At 42.2% G+C, this 19,716-nt stretch carries 20 protein-coding genes; all 20 read right to left on the reverse strand.

Annotated features, from left to right (window positions below; genetic code table 11):
• Positions 1-15 precede the first annotated feature (15 nt).
• Complete coding sequence (rplW, locus tag KOLE_RS09600) at positions 16-318, reverse strand: 50S ribosomal protein L23 (protein WP_015869224.1); 303 nt, start codon at positions 316-318, stop codon at positions 16-18.
• The gene (gene rplD, locus KOLE_RS09605; RefSeq protein WP_015869225.1) at positions 318-998 is read right to left on the reverse strand and encodes a 50S ribosomal protein L4; all 681 of its coding nucleotides are present in this window, start codon (positions 996-998) and stop codon (positions 318-320) included. The genes rplW and rplD overlap by 1 nt, the downstream gene beginning before the upstream one ends.
• A gap of 23 nt (positions 999-1,021) precedes the next feature.
• Positions 1,022-1,663 (reverse strand): 50S ribosomal protein L3, encoded by a 642-nt coding sequence (rplC, locus tag KOLE_RS09610; RefSeq protein ID WP_015869226.1) that lies wholly within the window; start codon positions 1,661-1,663, stop codon positions 1,022-1,024.
• A gap of 23 nt (positions 1,664-1,686) precedes the next feature.
• Positions 1,687-1,995 carry a 30S ribosomal protein S10 gene (gene rpsJ / locus KOLE_RS09615; RefSeq protein WP_015869227.1) on the reverse strand — a complete coding sequence of 103 codons (309 nt, stop codon included), beginning with the start codon at positions 1,993-1,995 and terminating at the stop codon, positions 1,687-1,689.
• Between the two features lie 59 nt (positions 1,996-2,054).
• Complete coding sequence (tuf, locus tag KOLE_RS09620) at positions 2,055-3,254, reverse strand: elongation factor Tu (protein WP_015869228.1); 1,200 nt, start codon at positions 3,252-3,254, stop codon at positions 2,055-2,057.
• Between the two features lie 32 nt (positions 3,255-3,286).
• Positions 3,287-5,356: an elongation factor G gene (gene fusA, locus KOLE_RS09625; RefSeq protein WP_015869229.1), complete on the reverse strand. Its 2,070-nt coding sequence runs from the start codon at positions 5,354-5,356 to the stop codon at positions 3,287-3,289.
• Positions 5,357-5,381: 25 nt separating this feature from the next.
• Entirely contained in the window at positions 5,382-5,849 is a 468-nt protein-coding gene (rpsG, locus tag KOLE_RS09630; protein WP_015869230.1) for a 30S ribosomal protein S7, read from the reverse strand.
• Positions 5,850-5,864: 15 nt separating this feature from the next.
• On the reverse strand, positions 5,865-6,239 hold the full coding sequence (gene rpsL / locus KOLE_RS09635; protein WP_015869231.1) for a 30S ribosomal protein S12: 375 nt from the start codon (positions 6,237-6,239) through the stop codon (positions 5,865-5,867).
• Between the two features lie 179 nt (positions 6,240-6,418).
• Positions 6,419-7,354, reverse strand: coding sequence for a DNA polymerase III subunit delta (locus KOLE_RS09640; protein WP_015869232.1), 936 nt, complete (start codon positions 7,352-7,354; stop codon positions 6,419-6,421).
• A 3-nt stretch (positions 7,355-7,357) separates the two neighbouring features.
• Positions 7,358-9,103, reverse strand: a complete 1,746-nt coding sequence (locus KOLE_RS09645) for a penicillin-binding protein (protein ID WP_015869233.1) — start codon at positions 9,101-9,103, stop codon at positions 7,358-7,360.
• 118 nt (positions 9,104-9,221) lie between these two features.
• Positions 9,222-9,512 carry a hypothetical protein gene (locus KOLE_RS09650; protein ID WP_015869234.1) on the reverse strand — a complete coding sequence of 97 codons (291 nt, stop codon included), beginning with the start codon at positions 9,510-9,512 and terminating at the stop codon, positions 9,222-9,224.
• A 15-nt stretch (positions 9,513-9,527) separates the two neighbouring features.
• Positions 9,528-10,424, reverse strand: a complete 897-nt coding sequence (gene rsmH, locus KOLE_RS09655; protein WP_015869235.1) for a 16S rRNA (cytosine(1402)-N(4))-methyltransferase RsmH — start codon at positions 10,422-10,424, stop codon at positions 9,528-9,530.
• Between the two features lie 74 nt (positions 10,425-10,498).
• Complete coding sequence (gene prfB / locus KOLE_RS09660; protein WP_015869236.1) at positions 10,499-11,611, reverse strand: peptide chain release factor 2; 1,113 nt, start codon at positions 11,609-11,611, stop codon at positions 10,499-10,501.
• 19 nt (positions 11,612-11,630) lie between these two features.
• The gene (gene secA, locus KOLE_RS09665; protein ID WP_015869237.1) at positions 11,631-14,093 is read right to left on the reverse strand and encodes a preprotein translocase subunit SecA; all 2,463 of its coding nucleotides are present in this window, start codon (positions 14,091-14,093) and stop codon (positions 11,631-11,633) included.
• Between the two features lie 8 nt (positions 14,094-14,101).
• Positions 14,102-15,553 carry a hypothetical protein gene (locus KOLE_RS09670; protein ID WP_015869238.1) on the reverse strand — a complete coding sequence of 484 codons (1,452 nt, stop codon included), beginning with the start codon at positions 15,551-15,553 and terminating at the stop codon, positions 14,102-14,104.
• 12 nt (positions 15,554-15,565) lie between these two features.
• Entirely contained in the window at positions 15,566-16,372 is an 807-nt protein-coding gene (locus KOLE_RS09675) for a TlyA family RNA methyltransferase (protein ID WP_015869239.1), read from the reverse strand.
• Positions 16,356-17,108, reverse strand: coding sequence for a tRNA pseudouridine(38-40) synthase TruA (gene truA / locus KOLE_RS09680; protein WP_015869240.1), 753 nt, complete (start codon positions 17,106-17,108; stop codon positions 16,356-16,358). Before truA ends, KOLE_RS09675 begins: the two co-directional genes overlap by 17 nt.
• Positions 17,109-17,117: 9 nt before the next feature.
• Complete coding sequence (locus KOLE_RS09685; RefSeq protein WP_015869241.1) at positions 17,118-17,720, reverse strand: hypothetical protein; 603 nt, start codon at positions 17,718-17,720, stop codon at positions 17,118-17,120.
• On the reverse strand, positions 17,717-19,366 hold the full coding sequence (locus KOLE_RS09690) for a phospho-sugar mutase (protein WP_015869242.1): 1,650 nt from the start codon (positions 19,364-19,366) through the stop codon (positions 17,717-17,719). Before KOLE_RS09690 ends, KOLE_RS09685 begins: the two co-directional genes overlap by 4 nt.
• Positions 19,367-19,370: 4 nt before the next feature.
• Complete coding sequence (locus KOLE_RS09695; RefSeq protein ID WP_041289032.1) at positions 19,371-19,709, reverse strand: YraN family protein; 339 nt, start codon at positions 19,707-19,709, stop codon at positions 19,371-19,373.
• Positions 19,710-19,716: the final 7 nt, after the last annotated feature.

Raw genomic sequence — 19,716 nt, forward strand, 5'->3', positions numbered from 1 at the left:
ATCTATCACCTCTCATCAGTGTTGCCCTTCAAGTTCTTTTATTCGGTAACCTTCTACGAGTGTTACCACAGCTTTTTTCCAGGATCTCGTTCTGCCAACAGCGATACCTCTTCTTTTTGGTTTGGGCTTAACGTTTATGACATTGATCTTTTCTACCTTAACATTGAAGATCTTTTCAATGGCTTCTTTTATGAGGTGCTTGCTGGCATCCCTGTGAACTTCAAAGGTGTACTTGTTGTATTCTTCTCCGGAGAAAGACTTCTCCGTTATTATTGGCCTTATAAGGACATCGTTAAGAGTAAGTTTAGGATTAGCCATCAACCAAGCACCTCCTCGATCTTGCGGACAAGATCAACGGTAAAAACAATCTTCTCGTGGTTAAGAATGTCGAAGACATTCAGCCCATCTATATTAGACGATCTACCGTTCACAAGGTTACCGGGGTTGTCAGCGATGATGACTTTCACTCCGGGTATGTTTCTTCCCGAGAGTTTAACGTTTTCGTACTCGTCGCGCTTCCATGGAAGGATGAAAAGAACTTTCTTAGCGTCGCTGAGTCCAAGATTTTTCACTATCTCTCTCATTTGTTTTGTCTTTGGTCTATCTAATTTAATGTCATCAACGACTACAAGATTACCTTCCTTGAACCTTAGGCTCAGGGCTGATTTCAAAGCTAGCTTTTTCATCTTTTTGTTCAGCTTCTTTGACCAGTCTTTAGGTTTTGGACCATGAATTACTCCACCGTGCCTCCAGAGTGGATTTCTGATCGAGCCAGTTCTAGCTCTCCCAGTGTGCTTCTGTGGCCACGGTTTCCTTCCACCACCGCTTACCTCTGATCTTGTCTTTGCTTTCGCTGTTCCGGCACGTCTGTTTGCCAGTTGCATATCAACGTACCTGAACATAACATCGTAATTCGGTTCGATATTGAAGATAGAATCTTTCAACTCAACGGTCCCGATTTTGTTTCCCGTAACATTCAGGACATCTGTCTGGGCCATTTCTCAAAAACCTCCTTCTGGCTTCATTTTCGGGGCCTTTTAGCGGCTCTTATAATCACAAGCCCGCCCCTCGCTCCTGGGACTGCGCCATGAATGGCAATGAGCCCATTTTCTGCATCGACTTTTACCACTTTCACATTGAGAACAGTAACTCTCTCGTTTCCGTAACGTCCTGGCATCTTTTTACCTTTCCAGATCTTAGCGGGTTCGGTATGGTTACCAACAGAACCGAGTTCTCTGTGGAATTTAGATCCGTGTGTGACTTCACCGCCTCCAAAGTTCCAGCGTTTCATAGCACCGGTGAAGCCTCTACCTTTGGTCCAACCTGTAACATCGACGAGTTCACCTTCTTTGAATATTCCAGCATCGATGACGTCTCCAACGTTGTACTCATCCGGATTTTCCACTCTTATTTCTTTGAGTATTCTGTGGGGTTTGACTTTAGCTGCCTCGAATTTTTTGAGTATAGGTTTCGTTAAGAGTTTCTTTGCTCTCTCGGGTGAGAGCTCTTCAAAACCGAGCTGGATAGCGTTGTACTCTCCACCAGCGGCAGTTTTCTTCTGAACGACCGTACAGGGTCCCGCCTTTATTACTGTAACACCGAGTGCTTTTCCATCTTCGTAAATAGTGGTCATTCCAAGTTTTCTGCCGATTATTCCTTTCATCTAATACACCTCCAAGAACCTTATCAAAGCTTGATCTCTACGTCCACTCCTGCGGGAAGGTCCACTTTCATAAGAGAATCAATTGTTTTGGGAGTGGGATCGATTATTTCTATAAGTCTCTTATGCACAAGTTTTTCGAACTGTTCCCTTGCGTCTTTGTATTTATGCGGCGACGTGAGAACAGTGTAGAGTGTTCTTTCCGTCGGCAATGGAATAGGCCCTGAGACCTTCGCATTGGTCATTTTTACAGCTTCAACAATTTTTTTAGCGGACGCGTCCAGGAGTCTATGGTCATAAGCCTTGAGGCGAATCCTGATTTTTTGTTTGGCCATGCCTTTTGATTCCCTCCTTCACAGATAAAGGGAGGGAAGTTCCCTCCCCTCAACTTAGATTACTCGATAATTTCGCTGACAACACCAGCGCCGACGGTTCTTCCGCCTTCACGAACAGCAAATCTCATACCTTTTTCGATAGCGACAGGGTAAATGAGCTCAACTGTCATAACGACGTTATCACCAGGCATAACCATTTCGACACCCTCTGGGAGATCAACGAGTTCACCAGTGACGTCAGCCGTTCTGATGTAGAACTGCGGTCTGTATCCTTTGGTGAAAGGAGTATGCCTTCCGCCTTCTTCTTTCTTCAAAACGTAAATGTTAGCCTTGAATTTCTTATGTGGAGTGATTGAACCAGGTTTTGCAAGAACCTGACCTCTTTTGACCTCGTCTTTACCAACGCCTCTGAGCAGACATCCAACGTTGTCACCTGCAACACCTTCGTCGAGGAGTTTTCTGAACATTTCAACACCGGTAACAACCGTTTTTCTAACCTCGTAGGAAAGTCCAACTATTTCAACTTCATCACCGACATGGATTACGCCACGTTCGATTCTTCCGGTAACAACTGTACCTCTTCCGGTGATGGAGAAGATATCTTCGATAGGCATGAGGAATGGTTTGTCGGTTTCTCTCTGGGGCTCAGGAACGTAATTGTCAACAGCGTCCATGAGTTCGTAGATTTTCTGGACCCATGGGTCATCAGGATTATCAGCTTCAAGAGCCATGAGAGCAGATCCTTTTATAACAGGGACCTCGTCACCAGGGAACTCGTATTTGCTGAGAAGGTCTCTAACTTCTTCTTCAACGAGTTCAACGAGTTCTTCGTCGTCAACCATGTCAACTTTGTTTATGAAGACGACCATGGCAGGAACATTAACCTGTCTAGCGAGAAGAACATGCTCTCTGGTCTGTGGCATGACACCGTCGGTAGCTGCAACAACAAGAATAGCACCATCCATCTGAGCAGCACCGGTGATCATGTTCTTAATGTAGTCGGCGTGCCCAGGACAGTCAATGTGGGCGTAATGTCTCTTTTCGGTTTCATACTCAACATGAGTAACGTTGATTGTGATACCTCTGGCCTTTTCTTCAGGAGCCTTGTCGATAGCATCGAATGGTGTGAAATCAGCAAACCCCTTATAGGCGAGAGCTTTTGTTATGGCTGCTGTCAATGTGGTTTTACCGTGGTCAATGTGTCCGATTGTACCAATGTTAAGATGTGGTTTTGTTCGTTCAAATTTTTCCTTAGCCATTTCTTTCCCTCCTTTTGGAAGTGGTTATAGGTTTATTCTCCAAAGATTTTTTTCACTATTTTTTCCGGTACTTCAGCGTAATGCGAGAACTGGATTACGTAACTTGCCCTACCTTGCGACAGTGACCTTATAACTGTTGCATATCCAAAGAGCTCTGAGAGCGGAACATGTGCTCTTATTACTCTCAAGCCCGCACGAGTCTCAAAACCTTCTATACGCGCCCTTCTGGAATTCAGATCGGCTACGATGTCACCTGTGTACTCTTCCGGTGTTGTGATCTCGACTTCCATTATAGGTTCGAGAAGTACCGGGGCTCCTTTTCTTGCCGCCTCTTTAAAAGCCATAGAAGCGGCTATTTTGAAAGCCATCTCCGATGAATCAACCTCGTGGAATGAACCATCGAGAAGCTCCGCCTTGATATTTACCATAGGATAACCCGCCAGGACTCCGGACTGCATAGCTTCTTTTATGCCGCTTTCGATGGCCGGAATGAATTCTTTCGGTATTACACCACCGGCTGTTTTGTCTTCAAAAACGAGACCTTTAGCTGATTCAACCGGACTGACTTTAATCACAACATGTCCGTACTGTCCTCTACCTCCGGATTGCCTGATGTACTTTCCTTCAGCTATTGATTCATTGCGTATTGTTTCACGGTACGCAACCTGCGGGTGACCAACCCTAACATGAACCCCAAACTCTCTCTTTATTCTTTCAACGATAACCTCCAAATGCAATTCACCCATACCGGAGATTATCGTCTCGTTGGTTTCAGGATCTATGTTTACCTTTAGTGATGGGTCTTCTTCTGTGAGTGCCTGCAATGCTTTAGAAAGTTTCGCTAAATCATCTTTTGTCATCGCTTCTACAGCTAGAGAAATAACCGGCTCGGGGAATTCTATGTTTTCAAGTAATACCTTGAAACCTTCAGAAGCTATGGTTTCACCGGTCATGGTGTTTTTAAGGCCTACCATAGCAACAATATCACCGGTTCGAACATAGTCCACTTCCTCACGCTGATCAGCATGCATAAAGAGTAATCTTGCGACACGTTCCCTTTTTCCTTTGTTGACATTATAGATGTAGCTTCCTTTTTGGAGTGAACCTGAATAAACTCTAACAAAGGTTACTTTTCCAACGAAAGGATCCACCATGATTTTAAAAGCAAGACCAACAAAGGGTCCGCTTTCGTCGGGGTTGATAGCTACTTTCTCATTTGTGTCTGGATTCCAGCCTTCGACAGGCGGGAGATCCAGCGGTGATGGAAGATAGTCAACGATCGCATCCAGGAGAGGCTGAACCCCTTTGTTTCTAAATGCAGACCCACAGAGTACGGGAACTATTTTGTTGTTGAGAGTTCCCTTTCTTATCGCTTTTACTATTCGCTCGGGAGGGATTTCTTCACCTTGAATATAAAGCTCCATGAGTTCTTCATCGAACTCAGCGACGTGCATAATAAGTTCTTCCCGAGCCTCTTCAGCTTTATCAATGAGCTCTTCCGGGATATCTTCAAACCCGTATTCTGTACCATCCTCGTTGTACCAGCGGACCGTTTTCATACGGACGAGATCAATTACGCCAGCAAATTCAGATTCAGCACCGATAGGTAGCTGTACAGGAACAGGATTGGCGTTGAGTTTGTCGATCATGCTTTGTACGGCTGCCTCAAAGTTGGCACCTATTTTGTCCATTTTGTTCATGAACGCAATTCTCGGGACACCGTACTTGTCGGCTTGTCGCCATACAGTCTCCGATTGGGGTTCAACGCCTGCTGAGACGTCAAAGACCGCAACAGCACCGTCAAGAACTCTGAGGGAGCGTTCAACCTCGACGGTAAAGTCAACGTGCCCGGGTGTATCAATGATGTTTATTCTGTGGTCGCGCCAGAAACAGGTAGTGGCAGCCGATGTGATAGTAATGCCTCGCTCTTTTTCCTGGTCCATCCAATCCATTGTAGCGGTACCTTCATCGACGCTGCCTAACTTGTACTTTCGCCCGGTATAGTACAGAATACGCTCGGTTGTGGTCGTTTTTCCCGCATCAATGTGAGCCATTATTCCTATGTTTCTAACTGCGTCTAATCTTGTTAGCCTCTCCTTCACGATCTATCCTCCTGTAAAACTAAGCTCACCACCTGAAGTGAGCGTAAGCCTTTCCGGCTTCAGCCATTCTGTGAACGTCTTCTCTCTTTTTGACAGCAACACCGGTACCGTTGTAAGCGTCAATCAGTTCAAGAGCCAGACGTTCGCTTGTTGGCCTCCCAGACTTTGCACGTGCGGCAGCTACAATCCATCTAAGGGCAAGAGAAAGTGCTCTGTCTTCAGGAACCTCAAAGGGGATCTGGTATGTAGCACCACCGACACGTCTTGGCCTAACCTCAAGCAAGGGTTTAACGTTGTTAATAGCCTTTTTGAATGCTTCCATTGGTGGTTGTTTTGTTTTTTCAGAAAGCATTTCAAGAGCCTTATAAACTATCTTCTCCGCTTTGCTCTTTTTTCCATCTTTCATTACTCTGTTGATTAACTTGGTAACAAGGACATCATTGTATATTGGGTCTGGAGCGACTTCACGTTTGACTGCCCTTCTTCTCCTCATATCACGGTTACCTCCTTATTTCTTTGGCTTCTTCGCTCCATAGCGGCTTCGGGATTGTCTTCTGTTTGCGACACCTTCAGCATCAAGAGCGCCTCTGATGATCTTGTACCTAACACCGGGTAAGTCTTTAACTCTTCCGCCTCTAACGAGAACAACAGAGTGTTCCTGAAGGTTATGTCCCTCACCCGGAATATAGGCGGTAACCTCAGTACCATTTGACAGTCTTACCCTTGCGATCTTTCTGAGAGCTGAGTTGGGTTTTTTCGGGGTCATTGTAGAGACCCTAACACACACCCCACGCTTCTGTGGGTTGTTCTCCAAAGCTGGGGATTTGGACTTCTTTTTAAGTCTCTTTCTACCGTGTCTGATTAATTGATTGATTGTCGGCATTAGGTCTTAGTTCCCCTCCTTTCAAGGATATGCCAAAGCCAATTTTACAATGGACTTCCGTTGCTGTCAATCGTAAGAACATTACCGGGACGTAAGTGATGAGAATTTTACAGGAAGTTCACAGAACTGCCATCGGAAAGTTTCTCTACTTCCGGATGGTTTCACTAAGTCGCAGGAAGTCAATTGCCGGTTTGAAAAATGTGGAGAAGTTCCAAAAAAACGAAGCTTTGATCCGAATTCCCGGTCTTGAGTTTCTCATCAAGCTTTTGAAGCTCTATAAGAACTTTGTTGAGCTTTTTGGAAGAGAAATATTTAAGAGTGTTTACAGATGTTTCAGTGGAACCTGAAAAGGAGAATCCCATAAGCCTCGCGGTTCTTCCTAAAGCAATACCGGTGGTTTTTGAAATCGATTGTATTTCTTTCCAATCAGGAGTATGTATGCTGGAAGTTTCTTCTTTCAATCTGCCTATATCAATCAATATACCAGTAACAACGCTTAAAAAAATAGAAAAGTTGACCGCTAAATCTTGTAGCTTCTCGAATAATCCATTATGCTGGCCGGTAATGGTTTTTATTGCGAGTAGTTCGAGGTTTATTCTGTTTGATACAAAAGAGTATTTGAGAATATCTTCGTGAGTGATGGTTTTGCCGAGGGATTTTAACTTTTTAAGCTCTGAATATATCAACATCTCATCGGGACCACTATTTTGGAATAATGTTGATATAGCTCTTTTTTCAATCATCACACCTAGTTTGCGGGCAATTTTGTCAATATGGGTGTGCCAATCCTTCGGTTTCCATGGTTGAGGACGGGAAAAATTCAGAGTCTTACATTCAAGATCGTAAGTTTTATTGGTTTCCAGGAAAACCTCGCTTTTAATCTGGATTCTTTTAAGCAAATCAATAACCATTTCTTTTTCAGGTTTTCTCCATTTATCGAAATCTATTATACGAACCGCTTCAATCCCTCCGAAAAGGGAGTTTGAAGAGAATAAACGTTTCAATTTTTCGAGTTTATCATCGTCCTGTGGCCAGAGCACTACATGTTTTTTTGCTTTTTCTTCAATGAATAGCCTTTTCAATACTTCGCTATTACCTTTAAGACAATACAGCAATTATCATTCACTCTCCCTTACTGAAAGCCAGACCTCCATTTTATATGGAGGATCTATGAATTTTTCTCCGGGGGCTGGTATTTGTGAAACAACTTTTCCCGTGCCGTGAACCTCTACCTTGCTTATGCCAAAGAGCCTGGATATTTCCATTACATCATGTAAAGTATAACCTAAAAGATTCGGCATCTTCCACGGGTATATGGGAACGATCTTATTCTTTTCGTTATCGGGGAAGTATAATTTTTTAACTATTGAGGAAAACACAGGACCTGCTACGGTACCACCGTAATACTCACCAGCTTTAGGGTTTTCAATTAGTACTAACAAAGAATATTTCGGATCATCTGCCGGAAAATATCCCCAGAAAAGCGAATTAAACTCAGTTGAACTGTATCCTTCTGAAGTAGCTCTTTGGGCAGTTCCAGTTTTGCCAGCCACCTTTATTCCTTCAACCTGTGCCCTTATCCCGGTACCGCTTGCGACAACTGATTCCAGAACAGGGCGTATCATTTCGACTATATAAGGCGGAAAAAGAGACTTTTCTATCTTTGGTTCAATTTTTACTATCTCGTGTTCTTCACCAAGCGCCTTAACGAAAGAGGGAACCAACAGGTACCCACCCGAAGGATATACATTCAATGCTCTAATAAGTTGAAAAGCGTTTACTGCAATACCCTGTCCTATTGCAAACTGGTAGGGTGATATAAGTGACCATTTGTTTGGTTTGGGAAGAATTCCTTTTGTTTCGCCAGGAAGATCGATGCCGGTTGGTCTTCCAAAACCTGCCTCCAGAAGTTTGTTATATATTTCATATTTTCCGAGGTTATCAAGCAAGCGTTGTGCTACCTGAACGGTTGCGACGTTACAGGAGTTTCTTATGGCATCCTTAAAAGTTTCGATACCGTGTTTTTCACCTTCTGTATCCCTGATTATTATATCTAATCCTTCTACTGGTTGGATTTTTCCCTCGCACAAGAAGGTTGATTCTTCGGTGATAGATTCAGTGCTCAAAGCGAGGCCGTATATTATAGGTTTCACCGTTGAACCAGGCTCGAAGATCCCGAGGAGTCCCCTATCCCATTGATATGTCTGAGCGTAGGCGATGATCCTTCCAGTTTTCGCTTCCATCAGGATAACAAGGCCGCCATCGGCTTTGTTTTTTCTGACTGCCTCTTTGAGTTCCTGATATACAAGCTTTTGCACATCTATATCTATTGATAAGAAGACATCGTTTCCGTTTACAGGAGAAAATTTTTCAGATCCATAGAACGTTCTGAGTATGTAGCCATCTTTCTTTCCTTTCAATACGTGGTCATATTTTTTCTCTATTCCATTAATTGGACTTTTGCCACTGTCTAATTTTCCGATAATTTTGTCGAGACCGAACTCCCCGAAATAGTGGCGTTCTGTTGAAATCTCTATTGAAATAAATTTTCTGGTTCTTTGATTGAATTTGCGCGAAAGTTCTTTTAGTGTTGGTGATTTTTCTACGAGGAAAAATCGCTCCGAAGAATCCAGAAGGGAAGACAACTTTTCCGGAGGAATATCAAAATTTTCAGATAGCGAAGAGAGAACTTCAGAGATTTCTCTTTCAGATGCAGTCTCTTTCAAATAACCAAGGTCAAGCCAGGCTTCGTAGATCAAAGAATCGCTGGCTAACAATCTTCCTTTGGCATCATAAATGGAACCTCTTAATGCAGGCAAACGATTAACTTTAACAACGGTTGGAATATCTGCATTTGAGAGCAACGCACACTTTATAACTCTGATGCTGAAAATCAGAGTTACCAGCAGAACCGCTATAAAGACAATAATAGTTCGTCTAACGAGATTGTTGATTTTGCCAGCACCTCGCTACCGGGGATATTTACTTTTCCGCTTTCATTCCCGCAACAGTTTCCAGAAAAGCAATTTCTCTCGTCATATCTTCCAGACGAGATTCTAAGAACACTGTTTTGTGTTCTTTTATAGATGCGATTTCACCGAGCTTATCAGCTTCGTTACCGAAATAGAGAGGTAATGCGATGGAAACCGCTACGGAAAGAAAAATAACAAAAACTTCCAGTGCCAGCAGAAGACTCCTGACACCACTGATTTCCAGCGTTCTTTCATGAACACTGGCCCTTACCGCTCTCCGCTTCGCTGTAATGCTTTGCACGAGATGTTCCTCCCTTCAGATCCGCTCCGCTGCCCTAAGTTTCGCACTCCTTGCGCGAGGATTTTCACTCACTTCTTCGACAGACGGTACAACAGGTTTCCTGGTCAAAATTTTTAAGGTGACACCATCTTGTTCCCGGAAAAAATGTTTGACCGTCCTGTCTTCGAGCGAATGAAACGAAATAATAACGATCCTTCCACCAGGTTTCAGGTAGTTTGGAAACTTCTCAAGAGCTGTTCTCAAACCTTTGAGTTCGCCGTTGACCTCAATTCTGATAGCTTGAAAGGTTCTGGTGGCATAATGCCTTTTTCTCCTGAATCGCTCCTGTGGAGGTAGTGCTGCTTTAATGGCTTCCACAAGCTGAATGGTTGTTTGAATCGGTCTCCGCTCAACTATCTTCCTCGCAATTCTCCTGGCATAACGTTTTTCTTCACCATACTCAAAAATGATCCTTGCGAGTTCTTTCTCGGGATAGCTGTTAACGACATCTGCAGCTGTGACTGAACCCGATAGACTCATTCTCATATCCAGAGGTTCATCAATCTCGTACGAAAAACCGCGACCTTTAGCCTTTAACTGATAAGTCGAAACCCCGATGTCCAGGAGAAATCCATCCACTTTATCGACCGCTAAACTTTCAAGGACCAAGTCGAAATCAACATAAGACACGTTGAACAACTCTACGTTCTCCTTAAACTCTTTCAGGTTCTGCTCCGCTATTGCTAGAACCTCTTCATCGATATCAAGACCTATTACTTTACATTTGCCTGACGTTGCTTCAATTATTGCTTTTGTATGCCCACCTTCGCCGAGCGTGCCGTCCACATAAACTCCATTATAGGTAGGACGCAAATAATGGAGCGTTTCCTGGACCATCACGCTCCGGTGAGACTCATTGTACTGTCTTTGCAATGTGATCCTCTCCGCTCAATCAAAATGATATCATTTTTATGTCTTCAATGTCAAATTTTGAGAAAAAATTCTTGCTATTCTTTGTCTTCATCAATTGACGCAAAAAACAGAAGTTCTTTTTCAATGAAATCATCTATGTATCCATCCATGACAGCCTGGACGTCTCCTGTTTCGTAATTGGTTCTGTGGTCTTTTACCATGGTATAAGGCTGGAAAACATAGGACCGTATCTGATTGCCCCACGCGATGTCTTTTTGCTCACCCATCAATTTCATTTTTTCTTGACGCTTCTTTTCTAATTCCAGCTCAAACAATTTTGCTTTAAGAATTTTCATTGCGGTTGCTTTGTTCTGATGCTGTGAGCGTTCGTTTTGACAGGTAACAACTATTCCCGTTGGAATATGGGTAATTCTCACCGCGGATTCCGTTCGATTGACATGTTGCCCGCCGGCTCCACCAGCACGATAGGTATCGATTTTGAGATCCTCAGGTCTGATATCTATCTCCACATCGTCGTCCATTTCAGGGAAGACACTCACAGAAGCGAATGAAGTGTGTCTTCTGTGGTTAGCGTCAAAGGGTGATATCCTTACGAGCCTGTGAACTCCCGCTTCATATTTCAATTTTCCATAAGCATAAGGGCCGGCTATATTTATAGTGGCACTCTTTATTCCAGCTTCTTCGCCTGGCTGTTCTTCTATAGTAGTTACTTTGTAATTATTACGCTCAGCCCAGCGTATGTACATTCTTAATAGCATGGAAGCCCAATCCTGAGATTCTGTTCCACCAGCTCCCGGATGAACTGACAAATAAGCATTGTAAGCATCATAAGGACTACTCAATAAGATATTTAGTTCGAACTCTTTTACCATATCTTCAGCTTCTTTCAGAAGCTCGTTGAGGTTTTCAAGATAGCTTTCGTCTTCTTCTGAGAGTTCAACGGCGATATCTATGTTTTCAAACAGTTCCTGGACTTTATTGAGTAAATCGAGCTGACTTCTTAAAGCTTGAGCCTGTTGTCCGAGTTTTCCTGCACGCCGCTGGTCCGACCAAACGGACGGGTCGGAAAGCTCTTTTTCTATCCGGGAAAGCTTTTCTTTTATCTTATCCACGTCAACGGTTGTTTTTATATTTTCAAATTTGTCTCTCAGTTCCTGGATTCTGGCGTTTGTTTCATAACTTAACATTGTTGGTTCCCACCATCCTTCAACGTTTTACTTTGAATCTTCTGCTATGAGTACCGTGCTTTTTCTCTTTAGAACGTTTACCGCCATCTTTTTTGAGGGCAGAAAATTCATTATGAACGAAATTCAACTTTTGTAGCTCTTTCTGCGCTTTCTCTCTTGTTTTTTCGCTATCTATTCTGATCAATCTTACCAGTACGCTGACAATGTCATCGTACAACGAATCGACCATTTCTTCAAACAATATATAGGATTCTTTTTTGAATTCTATCACAGGATCCTTTTGTCCGTAAGCCCTTAAACCCACCGAGTCCTTCAAATGTTCTATTGCTTCCAGGTGTTTTCTCCAGCGTTCATCTATCATGCGAAGCATTAAATATTTCAGCACATTGGGGAACTCATCGCCAAAGGCTTTTTTCTTTTCTTCATACTCTTTTTTCAGGTTTTCTATGAGTATATTGGTTAACTCTTCAGGTTTTTTGCAGCTTTTAACACCTTCCAGGATTCGTTCAGGTAGAAAGCCGAAGGAAGTTTTTATCTCTTCATATGCGGGAACAGTTTCCCAATTTTCTGTTCTGCGAGTAACCGTATCCTCTATGATTTCATGGATATGTTTATCGATGTCTTCACCTCTAAGGAGCCAATCCCTGTGGGCGTAAATAGCACTCCTTTGTTTATCTACAACAGAGTCTAGCTCGTAAAGGCGTTTTCGTATTGAGAAATGAATACCTTCGATTTTTTTCTGAGCGGAGTTGATTATTCTACTCAGCAATGGATGTTCGATTGGTTCACCTTTTTCTATTTTGAGGGTGTCCATAATACCTTTGAGCTTTTCTCCGCCAAAAAGACGAATCAAGTCATCTTCGAGGGATAGGAAGAACCTCGATTCTCCGGGATCCCCTTGCCTTCCGGAACGACCGATGAGCTGGTTGTCTATTCTTCGACTTTCATGACGCTCCGTTCCAAGAACGAATAATCCGCCAAGTTCTTTGACACCCTCACCAAGCTTTATATCGGTTCCTCTACCGGCCATATTCGTAGCGATGGTTACAGTACCTTTTTCACCAGCTTTGGCTACTATTTCTGCTTCTCTTTCGTGGTGCTTGGCATTTAAGACTTCATGTGGAATGCCTTTTTTTCTAAGCAAAGAGCTCAGATATTCACTCTTTTCTATAGAAGTTGTTCCAACAAGAACAGGTTGGCCTTTCTTATAGCGTTTTTCTATTTCCTCAACAATAGCAGCGTATTTTTCTTCTACAGTACGGAAGACGAGATCATCTTTGTCTTTTCTGAGAACTGGTTTGTTTGTCGGTATAACCACTACCTCACAACCGTATATTGATACGAATTCGGCTTCTTCGGTAGCAGCCGTTCCTGTCATCCCCGCGAGTTTTTCATACATCTTGAAGTAGTTCTGGAAGGTGATAGTGGCATAAGTAATGCTTTCTTCTTTTATCTTGACATTTTCTTTTGCTTCGATGGCTTGGTGCAATCCTTCACTGTAACGTCTTCCTGGAAGAAGTCTTCCGGTGAATTCGTCGACGATAATGACTTCCCCGTTGGATACGATGTAATCCACATCTTTTTTAAAAAGAGTTCGGGCTTTTAAGGCATTCAAAAGATGGAAAAGGTAAGTATAATTATTTGGGTCGTAGAGATTATCAATCCCGAAGAGTCTCTCGGCTTTTTCTATTCCTTTATCGGTAAGACTGACCGTTTTTTCTTTTTCATTTACGATAAAATCTTCATTTTCCACAAAGCGTCTGGCATAGAAGGCGGATTTTCTGTATAGTTCTGAAGATGCCTCTGCTGGTCCCGAAATGATCAGAGGTGTTCTGGCTTCGTCTATCAAGATGCTATCAGCTTCGTCAACGATAACGTAGTAGTGGTCTCTTTGCACTTTTTGTTCTAATGAGTAGACAAGATTATCGCGCAAATAATCGAATCCAAATTCGTTGGCAGTACCGTAAGTTACATCGGATTGATAGGCTTTTTTTCGATCTGATGTATCCATGGATGATTGTATGTATCCAACGGTTAATCCTAGATATTCATAGACTGGTCCCATCCACGCCGCATCTCTTCTTGCCAGGTAGTCGTTGACTGTGGCGAGTTGAACGTTTTTCCCGGTCAAGGCGTTCAGATAGAGGGGCATGGTTGCTACCAGGGTTTTTCCTTCTCCGGTTTTCATTTCGGCTATCTTTCCCTCGTGGAGAGCTATGGCGCCCATTACCTGGACGTCAAAATGCCTCATACCAACCGTTCTTCTGGCACTTTCACGAACAAGAGCAAAAGCTTCAGGCAAAAGATTATCCAATGGTTCTCCCTTTTTTATCCTCTCTTTTAATTCACGGGTCTTCTGAGGAAATTTTTCTGCCGGGTATTCCCTGACTTCTTTTTCCAGAGCATTCACTTTTTTTACAATGGAATCGTATCTTTTCAAAGTTCTTTTGTTCTTGTCGAAAAGCTTTCCTAAAATTTTCATAATTCACCTCAATATATTCTCAGCGTGTGTATGAATGTTCCAGAAGAATCCACAGTTTCCTGATAGAGTATAGCTGAATCAACATTTAGACCGAGAATGTAGCTAAAGAGTTCCCCGAGATTCACGAAGATCTCAGCTATGTCTTCTGTCATGCCAAGATGTTTTAAAAAGGTATACTGTGGATCTTTAGTAAGGACTTTCCCGTTTTCTAGTCTTGAGAAATACTCGTTGGAATCCAGGGTTGTAACCACCAATTTTGAAGGTTGGAATATAAAATACAGTGTTTCGAAGAAATTTTCGAGCTTGAAGATTTCGATTTCATTATCTTCGAATCTTTCAGCTCCCCACTCCAGCAAGCGTTCCTTCTCTTTTTCCAGTTGTTCTGAGATGTTGAATTCCAGATTAATAACCGGGGAAGATTCCTCTGTGATAAGATCACCGTAAACTCTGACATAGCCGGTGCTCTTCATTGCGATGTCCCCCATAAGTTCTGCGAGTTCTCTATAGGATTCAAGATCCATTTCAAACCAATGGGAAAGTTCTCTTCTCAGGGTTTTAATGCTGTCGTGTGGAAAGGTTACAATAAAGTCTCCAAAAAACGGAGTGTCCAGTCCTTCTTTTCCATCAATTGAGCTTCTAAGGCTATCGAGATCTTCTGGATTTATAAAAAGGGTACTTTGTGAAATCGTAGCGGTCAGGGTGTGTCCTTCAGGTCTTGCAAAAAGAGTGGTGTCTTTTGTTTTGAAAGGTAAATGTAGACCGAAATTTATGTCGAATTTGTCGCTCTGGAAGTACCCGGTTATCCAGTACTGCGTACTCTTTTCTTGAAGTTCTTTAACTTTTTCTGAGACATCCACAAGTCTTTCAACTTTGCCATCATAAGCATCTAAAGCTTTCTTCAGTGATTCGCTGTTGTTCCCAAGAAGCAAGTATTCGTCCTTTATAGAATAAAAGAGTGTGCCTCCATTGCTTCTCAGTTCCCCTATTTTTTCACCAGGTTGTATGATTTTACTTGTATTGCTTAGCTTGGAGATTACCTCCAGAAGGACTTCTGGTTCGCTGCACTTCCAGACGACATAGAAGATCATTCCGTCAGATTTCAAAGTGCTTATAAGATAGAAGGGATCGAAGGTGAGAAGGTCTTCTAAATTCAGAGAGAAGCTTTCGCCAGCTATTAAAACTTCATCGCTTAGAGCCTGGTTAAATACCTGTTCACCGGAAACTCCGGAATCGAGAATGCCTTCGATGGTGCTGGTCATAAGACTTTCAATACCGGCTCCTTCATCTGCAAGATAGGTATAGAAAAAATTTGTGTTTTCTTTCAGAATATCTAGATTTCCTCGAGTGTCCCTCAATAGGAAAAAATATCCTGCACTGGATGGAACGAAATCCAGCGTTTCCTGAGCGATAGTAAAAATTCCAAGGAAAGCGATGAAAATAAAGACCAGGCTTTTTTTCATTTTATTCACCCATCATCTATCTAATATTTTGTTAAATGCTTCCGAAACAACCTCACTTACGATATTTAATTCAAATGAACTATCATTAGTTTTCCATTTACAGTACAGGAGATACTCTATATTCCCGCTTTTCCCTGCTATTGGTGAATAATCAAGCCCACAAACAGAAAAACCAGCATGTTCAAAAGTTTTGATAACTCTTTCGAGGATTTTATCATGAATCTCAGGATCTTTTACTGTTCCTTTTTGTACAAAAGCTGGTCCCGCTTCAAACTGAGGTTTCACAAGTGCAATACATTCTCCTTTTTCACACAACAGTTTTCCGAAAATCTCAACCACTTTTGTCAGCGAGATAAAAGATAGGTCGGCTGTTATCATATCTACATAACCATTCAGCATTTCAACAGATAGGTTTCTTACGTCTGTACCTTCCATTATCTTGACTCTCGGGTTGTTTCTGAGCGAGGCGTGGAGTTGGTTTTTTCCAACGTCAACAGCATACACAATCTTAGCACCTTTTTCCAGAAGCAACTGGGTGAAACCACCGGTTGATGCACCTATGTCACACACGCGCTTCTCTTCAGGATTTACCTGAAAAACCTTTAATGCTTTTTCAAGTTTCAGATAACCTCTCCCAACATAATCTTTGAGGTCATTGATTTCTATTTTGATATCTAAAGGCACTTTTTTCCCGGGTTTCTTAACAATCTTGCCGTTAATCGAAACCTTCCCCTGTTTGATTATATCGCTGGCTCTCGAACGGCTCGAGAAAAAGTTTCTTGCTACAAGCAATTCATCAAGTCTAAGTTTCAAACTCATCAAAAATCACCTTGTGAAGCACCAAGCCATGAGCAGGAGCTGAACTAGGAAGTTTTGATCTGTCCCGTGCTTCAAGGATTTCTTTTGTTTTTTTCGGTTCAATTCCACCAGTTCCAACTCTCATTAAAAGACCTACTATATTTCTCACCATTCTCCTGAGGAAGGAAATACCTTCAACTCTTATTAAAATGATGTTTTTCTGTAGCCTTAAAATCCTTATTCCTGTTATTGTTCTTATGGTGCTTCTGTCGTCATGACCGGTTCTGAAGGATGTAAAATCATGTTCACCGATCAGATATCTTGACGCCTGACGCATACGATTTAAGTCTACCTCATACGGAAACCACCAGAAATACTTCCTTCGAAAAAGATCCGGTTCTTTCGTATTCAGTATGTAATAGTGGTAAATCCTCTTTTTTGCCGCGAACCTTGGACTGAAGTTCGACGGGACTTCATGAATTCTCCGTACATATATGTCATCTGGAAGATTAGCATTTAAAGCATCTTTCATATGTTTGGGGGTTAGCCGGTCAAGGTTCGAGGTGAAGGCTATTACCTGACCGTAAGCATGTACGCCCGTATCGGTTCTACCTGCACCATCAGTTGGAATTTTTGCTTTATGTATTCGCTCAAGGGCTTCTTCAAAAACCCCTTGAACTGTCCTTTTGTTTGGTTGAATCTGGTATCCGAAAAAGTTACTGCCATCGTAAACTACAACCGCTGCAAATCGCTTCATGACTTCACCTCAGACCCCTTCAAAGAAATCCTTCATTTCGGTATAGGTGTAAACTATGGCGGATAAATCCTTTCTCAAACGGTTCAAATCCCCTCCGTAGGTGTTCCACAGTATTTTGGTTACAAAAATCTCCACATACCTCATGAGAAAAACTTCAAGGGATTTCCGATCTCCCTCGACTTCTGACTCTTCAAAGATTTTGATGAGCCAGTTACTGAAAAAATGTTCCTCGAAAGTCATGATGCCCCTTTCGTATTCTTTCAGCATCGTATAAACATCTTCTGTTATTTGTCTTAAAGAGAAAAACTTAGATATTGTCTCGATCGTTTCGAAATCGAAATACGATTCAACCGATTCGGGAAGTTCTGTTGAATATTTGAAATACAACAGATTGACATCACTGTGTTTCCTTTCAAAAGTAATCTTTCTTCTTATAGAACATTCGAGAGAATATGCGCTAAGGCATGTCCAGTACTTCTTTTCTAAAAGCTCCTGTGCCTGTTCTTTAGACCAGGTTGTCATCAGGCCCGTTTTGGTTCGAAAGTCAAAGGTGGCTCTTTTCGGTGAACAATAGGAATTATCATCGTATAGAATGTGTGCGTATCTGTTCATCTTCCAACAATCCTCTCTACCAGATCTGTGAGCTTCTGGAGTTTTTGAGTGCTTTCCTGTTTAGAATTTCCTCTAGTCATCAGATAAAATTTTATTTTTGGTTCTGTTCCAGAAGGTCTGACGATTAGTTTCAAATCTTCTTCAAAGGTTAAGGATATTACGTTGGATTTGGGTAACCCTTTAATCCCTTCTAAGTAATCCTCAAATTTCAGGAGCCTGTGTCCCGCCACTTCTGACGGAGTTTTCTCCCGTAAAGAGTTCATTATGTTCGATATCTTTTCAAGCCCTTCAATTCCTTCGTAAGTGAAATTGAGGAGTTTCTCGTCGTAATAGCCATATTGCCTATAGAGCTCCTCAAGATACTGCCATAGGGTGATCCCGCGTTTTTTTAGAACTGCTGCGACGGTTACAACCAATGCGGAAGCGACAACAGCATCCTTGTCTCTTGCATGCATTCCATAGAGGTAACCATAGCTTTCTTCAAATCCAAAGATAAAGTTCCCGGTTTTCTTTATTATAGATTCCTCAATAAGTTCTCCTATGAATTTGAATCCTGTGAGTGTTTCACGGGTTTCAACGTTGTAGTTAGAAGCTATTGTTTTGGCCATATCAGTGGTAACAATGGTTTTCACTATAAAGGGTTTTTCAGGTAATTTGTTCTTGAGAGTTTCCAGCAGATAGGCGGTGAAAATGACCCCCACCTGATTTCCAGTCAAAGCTTTGTAACCTTCCCGTGTTTTGCATACAACACCCATTCTATCAGCATCTGGATCGGTTGCAATTACAAGGTCTGCGCCTTCTTTTCCGGCATACCTTAGCGCTAACTTAAAAGCCTCAGGATCCTCCGGGTTGGGGTACTTCACCGTTGGAAAATTCCCATCGTGAGTGAACTGTTCTTCCACTTTGATAACCTCGTGTCCTAATTTTTCAAGAACTTTTGTTACGTAATCGCGTCCCGTACCGTGCAAAGGGGTGTAAACAACCTTAAGACTTTCTTTTGCACTGAAAAGTTCTTCCATTAGGTTAATTATATGAGCAGTGTATGAAGATATAACATCTTCAGGTACTGGAGAGATCAATGATGAGTCTTTTTGTATATCATTGAAGAAGTCATTGGCATTGACTTTCGTTATTATCTGATTAGCATATCTGGGAACAGCCTGTGTACCGTCATGGGTATAAACTTTGTATCCATTGTATTCCGGTGGGTTGTGACTCGCGGTTATAACGATTCCTCCACTACATTTTAAAGTTCTCACAGAGTAACTCAGGAGAGGGGTGGGAGCCGGGGCTTCAAATAGATACACCTGAATTTTCTTACCTGAAAGAATATTTGCTGCGGTTTCTGCAAATTCTTTCGACATTTTTCTTGTATCGTACGCGATAACAACGGATGGATCACTGTATTGAGATAGCAACCAATCTGCAAAACCTAAAGTAGCACGAGAAACGGTATGAACGTTCATCCTGTTGGTTCCAGCTCCGATTTTTCCGCGCATACCTCCTGTGCCAAATTCCAGATCTTTGAAAAAGCGTTCTTTAATTTCGTTTTCTGGAAGGCTCTTTAATTCCTGAACAAGTTCAGCCGAAGCATTTTCTAGCCAACGCTGGTATTCCTGAAGTATTTCCTTTTCTGTTCGTATCATATTACTACCACCTTCCAACACCTTTTAGATGATTTATCTCGCCGTTGGATAAAACCTCTATCACGTCAAGACGGGATTCTTCGAATTTTGGTGAAAAGTCTTTTATGTATTTGTAAGCTGCAAGTTCCAGACGCCTTAACTTTGCGCGGTCAACCCTCATTCGTGGTGGAAAATCCGGATTGCCGCCCTTAACTTCCACAAATACTAGTGTCTTTCCTTTCCTTGCGACTATGTCCAGCTCTCCAAAAGAATAGCGAACATTTCTTGCGAGTATTTTGTAACCCTGCTTTTTGAGAAACTTGCTTGCTCTTTCCTCAAATTCTTTTCCTTTTTTAAGAGACATGTCGTCC

It is taken from the genome of Kosmotoga olearia TBF 19.5.1, from assembly GCF_000023325.1.
In the GTDB taxonomy this organism is placed as follows: Bacteria; Thermotogota; Thermotogae; order Petrotogales; family Kosmotogaceae; genus Kosmotoga; species Kosmotoga olearia.